1 protein-coding gene is annotated in these 1,941 nt (G+C 71.5%); it reads left to right on the top strand.

From position 1 onward, the window contains the following. Positions 1–74: 74 nt before the first annotated feature. A partial coding sequence (locus tag x551_RS21610) for a zinc-dependent metalloprotease (RefSeq protein ID WP_253950449.1) occupies positions 75–1,941 on the top strand: 1,867 nt, incomplete at its 3' end.

The following is a 1,941-nucleotide window of genomic DNA, read 5'->3' as shown; positions in this document are numbered from 1 at the left end:
CGCCACCGGCCGCCGCGGGGGCCGCTTCGGCGCCTGCACCGGCACCCGGTGCGCCGCCGGCCTTCGCGACAGTGGTGAAGGACGCCAAGGCCAGCGAAGGCCTGTTCACGCTGTGGCGCAAGGAGGACAAGCTCTGGCTCGAGCTGAAGCCCGAGGATCTGAACCGGCCTTACTTCTTTTCGCCCAAGCTGGCCACCGGCATCGGCGAGGCCGGGCTGTTCGGCGGCCTGATGGCCAGCAGCCCGCGCATCGTCGAGTTCCGCCGGCTCAACAATCAGGTGCAGTTGATCGCGCCGAACCTCGCGTACACCGCCGCCACGGGCACGCCGACCGGCCGTGCGGTGCAGGCGGCGTTCTCGCCGAGCCTCGTCACCAGCGCGCCGGTGGCCAGCCAGCCGCACCCGCAACGCAAGTCGGTGCTGGTCGAGCTCAATGCGCTGTTCGTCGGCGATCTGCTGGGCATTGCCTCGACGCTGGACCGCAGCTACCGCCAAGGCTACGCCTTCGAGGCGCGCAACTCCGCGATCGGCAAGGAGCGCGCGCTGCCCGACGCGGTGAGCTTCGAGGTGCTGGGGCATTACGCCACCGCCCGCATCGCCCAGGCCCAGCCGGGCGCGACGGTGGTGCCGAGCACGCCCGGCACCGTGCCCGACGCACGCAGCCTGTTCGTCACCGTCTACTACGCGCTGGCCCGGTTGCCCGAGCAGCCGATGGCGCCGCGTGCCTCCGATCCCCGCATCGGCTACTTCCAGAGCGTGCGCAGCGATTTCAGCGACGACCTCGCGCGCTCGCCGCGCCAGCGCTTCGTCAACCGCTGGCGTCTGGAGAAGAAGGACCCGGCGGCGGCGCTGTCCGAGCCGGTCAAGCCCATCACCTACTGGCTGGACCGCAGCATCCCGGACAAGTACCGCGGCGCCATCAGCGCCGGCATCCTGGAGTGGAACAAGGCCTTCGAGCGCATCGGTTTCCGTGATGCGATTCGCGTCGAGGTGCAGCCCGACGATGCCGACTTCGACACGCTGGACGTGAACCGCGCCTCGGTGCGCTGGATGACCAACGCGGCACCGTCCTTCGGCGCCATCGGCCCGAGCCACGTCGATCCGCGCAGCGGCGAAATCGTCGATGCCGACATCGGCATCGAGAGCCTGTCCTCGCGCAACCGCCGCACCGAGCGCGCCCAGGTGCTCGCGATCGGTCAGGGCCCGGACACGCATGCGGGGCATGACGCCGCTGCCTGCACTCACGCCGATGGCGCCGCCGAGCAGCTCGGCTACGCGCTCGACGTGCTCGAGGCGCGCGGCGAACTCGATCCCGGCAGCCTCGACACCGAGGCCTACGTGCTGGCCTACCTGAAGGACGTGACGATGCACGAGGTCGGCCACACGCTGGGGCTGCGCCACAACTTCCGTGCCTCCCGGGTCTACGGCGAGGCGCAGCTGTCCGACCCGGCCTTCACCGCCGACCATGCGCTGACCGGCTCGGTGATGGAGTACGCCGCCGTCAACCTGCCGGCGCCCGGCCAGGCCGGCGGCGTGCCGTTCCAGACCACGCTCGGTCCCTACGACTACTGGGCCATCGAGTACGGCTACAAGCCGCTCTCCGCGGCCGACGAGGCGGCCGAACTGTCGCGCATCGCCGCCCGCAGCGCCGAACCCGAGCTGGCCTACGGCACCGACGAGGACAACGCGCTGGGCATCGACCCCGAGGCGCTGCAGTTCGACCTCGGCGACGATCCGGTGGCCTTCGCCAGCAAGCGCTTCGCGATCGCGCGCGACCTGCTGGCGCGCCAAGAGCGGCGCGCGCTGCCTCCGGGCAGCGACTACCCGGTGCTGCGGCGCTCGGTCAGCTATGCGCTGCGCGATCTGGGCCGTGCCGCGACCGTGCTGGCGCGCCAGATCGGCGGCGTGCGGACGCTGCGTGATGCGCCGGGCAGCGGGCGAG

It is taken from the genome of Methylibium sp. T29, assembly GCF_000576205.1.
Lineage (GTDB): Bacteria > Pseudomonadota > Gammaproteobacteria > Burkholderiales > Burkholderiaceae_C > Methylibium > Methylibium petroleiphilum.
This window is presented reverse-complemented; position numbering and strand designations above follow the sequence as displayed.